6 protein-coding genes are annotated in these 6,805 nt (G+C 67.7%); 5 read left to right on the top strand and 1 reads right to left on the bottom strand.

From position 1 onward, the window contains the following. Positions 1-248: 248 nt before the first annotated feature. Positions 249-929: a GntR family transcriptional regulator gene (locus WA805_RS18155; RefSeq protein WP_422271425.1), complete on the bottom strand. Its 681-nt coding sequence runs from the start codon at positions 927-929 to the stop codon at positions 249-251. Positions 930-1,325: 396 nt separating this feature from the next. Here WA805_RS18155 and WA805_RS18150 point away from each other — a divergent pair, with 396 nt between their 5' ends. Genes WA805_RS18150 through WA805_RS18130 form a run of 5 tightly spaced genes read left to right on the top strand, consistent with a single transcriptional unit; the run spans position 1,326 to position 6,700 of the window. Further along, a complete protein-coding gene (locus WA805_RS18150) occupies positions 1,326-2,573 on the top strand; it encodes an amidohydrolase family protein (protein ID WP_422271423.1) in 1,248 nt (415 codons plus the stop codon). Then, positions 2,570-3,589 (top strand): peptidyl-alpha-hydroxyglycine alpha-amidating lyase family protein, encoded by a 1,020-nt coding sequence (locus tag WA805_RS18145; RefSeq protein ID WP_422339123.1) that lies wholly within the window; start codon positions 2,570-2,572, stop codon positions 3,587-3,589. The genes WA805_RS18150 and WA805_RS18145 overlap by 4 nt, the downstream gene beginning before the upstream one ends. 17 nt (positions 3,590-3,606) lie before the next feature. Next, the gene (locus tag WA805_RS18140) at positions 3,607-4,806 is read left to right on the top strand and encodes an epoxyalkane--coenzyme M transferase (RefSeq protein ID WP_425242918.1); all 1,200 of its coding nucleotides are present in this window, start codon (positions 3,607-3,609) and stop codon (positions 4,804-4,806) included. Positions 4,807-4,812: 6 nt separating this feature from the next. Next, entirely contained in the window at positions 4,813-5,685 is an 873-nt protein-coding gene (locus WA805_RS18135; RefSeq protein WP_422286750.1) for an N-acyl homoserine lactonase family protein, read from the top strand. 22 nt (positions 5,686-5,707) lie between these two features. Then, a complete protein-coding gene (locus WA805_RS18130) occupies positions 5,708-6,700 on the top strand; it encodes a DUF6282 family protein (RefSeq protein ID WP_425242917.1) in 993 nt (330 codons plus the stop codon). Positions 6,701-6,805: the final 105 nt, after the last annotated feature.

Here is a 6,805-nt window from a genome sequence, read left to right as displayed (position 1 = left end):
AGCTCGGCAAAGGTCCGGCGCATGATGGCAGGCACCATGAACAGGTGCGTGACGCCATAGCCGTGCAGCATCTCCGCGACCGCGGTCGCGCCCTCTTGCTGGATTCCGTGCGCGGTGCTCACCAGGCAGCTCCTTCATGCCGCAGCTCCGTCGATGCACGCGGTCAGAGCCGCCCGACGTATGACTATCATACAATGAGCAGGCGGCGCGCCATCGGCCGGGTGGAATCTTAGCTCCGGACTGCGGACCTAGCCGGCCGCTTCCTGGGTGAGGGCGCTGAAGGCGGCCATGCCCGCGGCCTCCACGTGCTGACTGCACGCTTTCGCGGCCGCGTCGGCGTCGTTGGCCGCAATCGCGGCGACGATCTCGGCCAGCTCGGCCATGCTCTCGGTGGCGCGGCCTGGCCTGGTCAGCGACAGCGAACGGAGCAGGTTGATACGGGCGTGCAGCGTGCCGGCTATGGACCGCAGCGCGTCGTTGCCGCCGCCCTCGAACAGCACGTCGTAGAAGTTGTCCTTCGCGGCGAGCCAGACTATCGGGCCTTTGGTGGCCGCTCGCTCCACGGCCCGGAACGCGTTCGTGAGCGCCCGCCGCTGCGCGTCGGTGGCGTTCTCGACGAAGAGCTGGCCGGCCAGCGCCTCGAGTGCTGATCGAACCCGGTAGAGCTGCCGTGCCTCTTCGACGGTGACCTGAGCCACGATCGTCCCCTTGTTGGGGATTGTCGTGACGAGCCCTTCTGCCGCTAGCTCCCGGAGTGCCTCGCGAATGCTCGTGCGGGAGACGCCGGTTAGCTCGACGAGCTCGCGCTCGATGAGCCGCTGGCCGGGAGCCAGCTTGTGGTCGAGAATGGCCTGCCGGAGATTGTCGAGGACGCGAGAACGAATTGGCGCCGGCGCGCGCTCCACCCGCAGGCTCTCAGCTATCCCCATGCCAACACCCACGCAATCCCGCCTCAGTAAGCCCCGCCGGCCGTGCAACAAAGGAAACACGATTGAATGACCGTCCGGACACATCCTATCGGCTCGCGCCCGTTTCCAGCAGCCGGCATCCGTCAGGATCCCTGGCTACCGCGCGGAGTTCTCGCGCCATGCCCGGCAGTTGAGGCGCGCTCCGGGCAGCCGATCCCGGCTGCCGCTCCCGGCGGCGGGCCCGGATATTGACGGGGTACCTGGCCCGCACCTAGGCTACGTATCGAGTTTCATACTGTCTGTCAGTCCTACAAAATGCGACGCGTACCAGGTGACGTCCTGTTCGCGGCAGTGCGCCGCAGGGTCCAGCCTGGTTCCGCATCGGCCCTGGCAGCCCGCTGAGGACAGGAGGACGTCGTGAGCCATCAGCTCATCCTGAAAAACTGCCACGTACTGGACCCAGGCCAAGGCATCGACCGGCGGGCTGACATCGGGATCTCGGATGGACGCGTAGCGGCGGTCGAGGACAGCATCGCCGAAGTGCACGGCGCTCAGGTGCTCGACGTGGGTGGCGATGGCCGGTATGTGGTGCCAGGGCTCATCGACCTGCACGCTCACGTCGCCCGCGGCGGCACGACTCCGGGTGTCGGGATGGGCTGCTGCGATCCTGATGACATCGGCATCCGCTCGGGCGTGACCACCGTGCTTGATGCCGGATCGGTAGGAATCGCGAACGCGGGCGTCTTCCCCGCCTACATCCTCCCTGGCGCGAGGACGCGAGTGCTGTTCTATCTCAACGTGGGCACCTTCGCGCACAGCACCAAGAATCCTGCCGACGTCCGCGGCCTCGATGACATCGACGCCGAGGGCATCGCGAGCTGCGTCGAGAGCAATCCCGGCGTGGTCTCCGGCATGAAGCTCCGGCTGGTCGGCCCCTTCGTGGCCAAAGCGGGGGAACAGGTCATCGACGCCGCCAAGGAGGCCGCCAGGCGGGCGGCGCTGCCGCTGATGGTGCACATCGGCGACCTGTTCGCGGCGCAGGACCCGGGAGTGGACAAGCGCATGCTGGCCGTGACCGAATACCTGATCGGCCAGCTGGAGGCTGGCGACATCCTGACCCATCTGTGCACGCCGAGTGTCGGCGGCGTGGGCAGGTCGGGCGGGCAGCTCGATCCGCTGCTCAAGGCCGCGCGAGACCGCGGCGTCATCCTGGACTCGGCGCTTGGCATGGGCAACTTCGGCTACCAGGTCGCCAGGGAGCAGTATGAGCGCGGCCTGGTCCCGGACACGATCAGCAGCGACCTTACGCTGGGCGGCCAGGCGTTCCACAGCCTGATGGAGTGCATGGCGAAGTTCATGGCGATCGGCTACAGCCTCGCCGACGTCGTGCGGATGACGACCGTGAACGCGGCCGCCGCGGCAGGCCTGACAGACACGGCCGGAACCCTGGCGGTCGGGCGGACGGCCGACATCACCATCCTGGACGTGACCGAGGGCGACTTCCGCTTCACCGATACCCGCAAGGAGGCCTTCTCCGGACGGTATGGCATCACCCCCGTGCAGACGGTACGGGCCGGTGAGCTCATCGCTCCGCGCTGGGGCACGCATCCGTGGGGCTGGCTGCCGGAAAGCGCGGCCACGTCCGCCGGGGCGCGGCCATCATGACGGACCTCAAGCGGCCCGCCTGGATAGCCGACCTGCACTGGGAGCAGCGCCCCGCGGACATCAGCCACCGCGACGTCGCCGGCGTGGCAGTCGATGCCTCAGATCAGGTCTACCTGTTCACCCGGTTCGACCATCAGGTGCTTGTGTACACCTCGGCGGGGAAGTTCGTCCGGGCGTGGGGAGCCGGGATCTTCACCAACGCACACAGCATCAGGATCGGCCCCGACGGCGCGGTGTACTGCGTCGACAACGGCGACCACTCCGTCAGGAAGTTCACTCCGGACGGAGAGCTGCTGCTGACCCTGGGCGTACCCGGCGCCCCTTCGGACACCGGGTACCGGGCCGACCTGCCGGTGCGCATCCACAACGTCGAGACGGTCACCAGGCCGGCCGGGCCGTTCAACGGCTGCACGGACATCGCCATCGCGCCCGGCGGCGACATCTTCGTCTCCGATGGCTACGGGAACTGCCGCATCCATCATTTCAGCGCGTCGGGGACGCTGCTGAACAGCTGGGGAGAGGTCGGCTCCGGGCCCGGCGAGTTCCGGATACCGCATGGCATCTGCCTGCTCCCTGACGGCCGGCTGCTCGTCGCCGACCGGGAGAACGACAGGATCCAGATCTTCCGCACCGACGGCAGCTACCTGGGGGAGTGGGACGACATCCAGCGGCCGTCCGGCCTGGCCCTCACCAGCCGGGGCGAGGTCGTCGTCGCGCATCTGTGGCGGCCGGCCGACAACCGCTCGTTCGTCAGCGACACGATCGGAACCGACGAGCCGGGCCGCATTTCGCTGCTGAGCCTGAGCGGCGAGCTTCTCGACCAATGGGGCGCCTCCGCCGATGACAAGGCAGCCGAGGGCAACGTGATCGCGCCGCACTTCGTAACGGTCGACTCCACTGACAGCATCTACGTCGGCGAGGTCACGTACACCTACGGGGTCAAGCTGGGCCGCGTCCCCGAGGATCACGCACCGCACCAGGTCCAGAAGTTCACAGCGTCTCGAACGGAAGGCTAGGGCAAGCGCGGATGGCCATGTGGCGTAGCACGGACCGGATCCTGACCACCCACGGCGGCAACCTGCCCCGTCCCGCCGACCTGGACAACCTGATCGCCGACTGGCGGGACCACCAGCCGGAGATCGAGGAGCGGCTGCCCAGCGCCATCAACGAAGTCGTCGACAAGCAGCTGGAGTGCGGCGTCACGATCCTGAACGAGGGAGAGTACGTCAAGGCAGCCAGCGGCGCCGATTACGTCGGCTACATCCACTCGCGCGTCAGCGGCTGGGAGACGCGCCCGATCGATCCGGCGGTCCCCCCGAAGCGCGGCGGCGTGGCGGAGCGTGACCGCCTGCAATTCCCCGGATTCTACGAGTCCGGGCTCTGGCTGCAGGGCTCGGGCGGCCCGGTGCGGCCCGGATTCTTCAAGCCAGGCGCGCCGCAACCGCCCACCCGCGAACGCGTCTGCACGTCCCCCGTCGAGTACATCGGCCATGACGCGATCGGCAGGGACGTCGCCGAGCTCGCGGCGGCCGTCGACGGCCGCGATGCCCAGGGCTTCATCGCGGCGCTTGGCCCGCTGAGCCTCGGCGCGGGTGCGCGGAACGAGTACTACCCGGACGAAGAGTCCTACATGATGGCCGTCGCGGAAGTGATGCGCGAGGAATACAAGGCCGTGACGGACGCCGGGCTCGTGCTGCAAGTTGACGAGCCCGAGTTCGCTACGACGTGGATGTTCTATCCGGACTGGAGCGTCGAGGACTACCGGCGGTACCTGTCGTTCGCGGTCGAGGTGATCAACCACGCGATCGCAGGCCTGCCCGAGGACCAGATCCGTTTCCACGTTTGCTGGGGAAGCGGCCACCGCCCGCACGTCAACGACGTGCCGCTGAAAGACATCGCGGATCTGCTCGTCAAGATCAACGCCACCGCGTATTCCGTCGAGGCCGGTAACGTGCGCCACTCGCACGAATGGCGGGTGTGGGAGGACGTGAAGCTGCCGGACGGCAAGACCCTCGTGCCCGGCGTCGTCAGTCATGCGACGGACCTCATCGAGCATCCAGAGCTCGTGGCGACGCGCCTGATGAACTTCGCCAGCGTCGTGGGCCGGGAGAACGTGCAGGCGGGGACCGACTGCGGCATCGGGTCGCGGGTCGGCCATCCCGAGATCGCCTGGGCGAAGCTGGCGGCCATGGCCGAGGGAGCAGCGCTTGCCAGCAAGCGGCTGTGGAAGTAGCTCGTGATGTCCGCGCATTCGATCTGGATCGTCGAGTACGGGTACGTTGACGGGTTCCCGGCGAGCAACCTGTTCGCCGCGCAGCCGAATGAAGGTTTCCGGCGCATGCCGTACTGTTTTGGCGTCATCAGGACGGCGGACGAGTGCGTTCTGGTGGACGCGGGGTTCTGGGATCCCCAGATCCACGATCGCCTGACCGTGAAGTACGGCGAGACCAGATGGAAGCCGCCGGCTGAGGTGCTGGGCCGGACCGGGATGCGGCCGGATGACATCGGCGCGCTGCTGCTGACGCACAATCATTTTGATCACGCCGGCTGCGCGGGGCAGTTCGCTGGTGCGCATCTGTACATCCAGCGCGAGGAGATCGACCGGTACAGAGCGGCATTGCGCCTGCCCGCACGATTTGAGTTCCTGACACGTAACTGCGAGCCGGAACTGCTCGACGTCCTCGACGCACGTGATCGGGTCGGCCGCCTGACGCTTGCCGACGGTCAGCATGCGGTGACCGATCACATCAGGCTGCTGCCGGCCTTCGACACGCACACCGCGGGCTCGCAGTTCGCCCTGGTGCAGGACGAGGCCTCCGGGCCGTGGCTGTTCGCCGGCGACAATGTCTATGTTTACGAGAACATCGAGGGCCTGCATGGCGATGGCGTGTACGCCCCGATCTCGATGGCAACCGGCAGCCCGTCAACCTGGCTCACTGTCACCGACGACGTGCTGCGGTTCGTCGGCGGTGCCACCGAGCGGGTGCTCCCGTTTCATGACAGCGCGGTGTGGCAGCGGTTTCCCTCGCGCGAGTACAGCGACGGCCTGCATGTGGCCGAGATAGCGCTCGCGCCAGGCCACGCCAGCATCCTGGCTAACGAATCTGCCTGAACCCCGTTGAAGGGCGTGTGTGATGAACAGCGAGCCAGTCAGCCAGCCGCAGGCGCCCGTGATCGACTCCCGCTCGCATGAAGCGTCCTGGACCGCCGCCCTGCCCGATGACTTCGGCGCGCTGCTGCGCGACGGCATCGACCTGCACGTGCACGGCCAGCCGGACGTCTCTCGCCGGTTCGCCAACCGCGGCGCCGACATCGATGTCGCCAGGCTCGCGCATGCCTACGGTCTACGCGGCTGGGTGCTGAAGTCCCACCTGTGGCCCACGATGGACCGGGCCGGACTGATCCGCGACTCGCTGACCGACATCGACTTCGAGGTCTACGGCAGCATCACCCTGAACCCGCCCGCCGGCGGCGTGTCGGTGACCGTGGTCGAACTGGCGGCGAGCCACGATGCGAAGGTCATCTTCCTGCCGACGTGGGGATCCGCCGCTGACGTGGCACGGGGTGGGTACATCCCTGACCGGCTGACACTGTCCGCGCCGTCGTTCCCGCGCTACGCCTCGGCTCATGCCATCAGCCTGACCGACGGGAACGGATCACTGACGGGCGCGGTCAGGGAAGTGCTCGACGCGTGCCGGGCCCTCGACCTGAGCGTGGCTACCGGGCACGCCGGGCTCAGCGAGAGCCTGGCCGTTGCCGAGTACTGCGCCGGCATCGGTGCCCGTGTGCTCATCACCCATCCGCTGCACTACGTCGAGCAGCCGGGTCAGCTCACCAGGTTCACCGACCTGGGCGCGTTCGTCGAGTTCTGCAACGCGCCCCTGCTGCACCCGGACGGGCATCTCACGATCCGCGACGTCTACGCGGGGCTGGAGGCCATCGGGCCGCGACAGGCCGTGCTCACCACGGATATCTTCTCCCGCTGGGTGCCGCCGGAGCCAGAGTGCTTCCGCATGTTCGCCGAACAGCTCAGCTATCTCGGCATCTCGGCGGACGATATCCGGCAGTTGTTCGCGGCCAATCCCCGCCGTTTCCTCGGCCTGCCGGAGCCCGTTTCCGGTCGCTGACTAGACTCCTGCTGCATCGCTGTCCAGCCCCGGGCACGCCTGCTACGCCCCGTCGGGTGAGCGTCGTCGCGGGGACGATTATTCGCGGTCTCAATTCTCCCGTGT

Origin of the sequence: Trebonia sp. (assembly GCF_049794275.1) — a bacterium.
Classification (GTDB): Bacteria; Actinomycetota; Actinomycetes; order Streptosporangiales; family Streptosporangiaceae; genus Trebonia.
This window is presented reverse-complemented; position numbering and strand designations above follow the sequence as displayed.

Coding starts and splice junctions, on each gene's coding strand:
- WA805_RS18155 (WP_422271425.1), bottom strand. CDS start 929: ATGGGGATAGCTGAGAGCCTGCGGGTGGAGCGCGCGCCGGCGCCAATT.
- WA805_RS18145 (WP_422339123.1), top strand. CDS start 2,570: ATGACGGACCTCAAGCGGCCCGCCTGGATAGCCGACCTGCACTGGGAG.
- WA805_RS18140 (WP_425242918.1), top strand. CDS start 3,607: ATGTGGCGTAGCACGGACCGGATCCTGACCACCCACGGCGGCAACCTG.
- WA805_RS18135 (WP_422286750.1), top strand. CDS start 4,813: ATGTCCGCGCATTCGATCTGGATCGTCGAGTACGGGTACGTTGACGGG.
- WA805_RS18130 (WP_425242917.1), top strand. CDS start 5,708: ATGAACAGCGAGCCAGTCAGCCAGCCGCAGGCGCCCGTGATCGACTCC.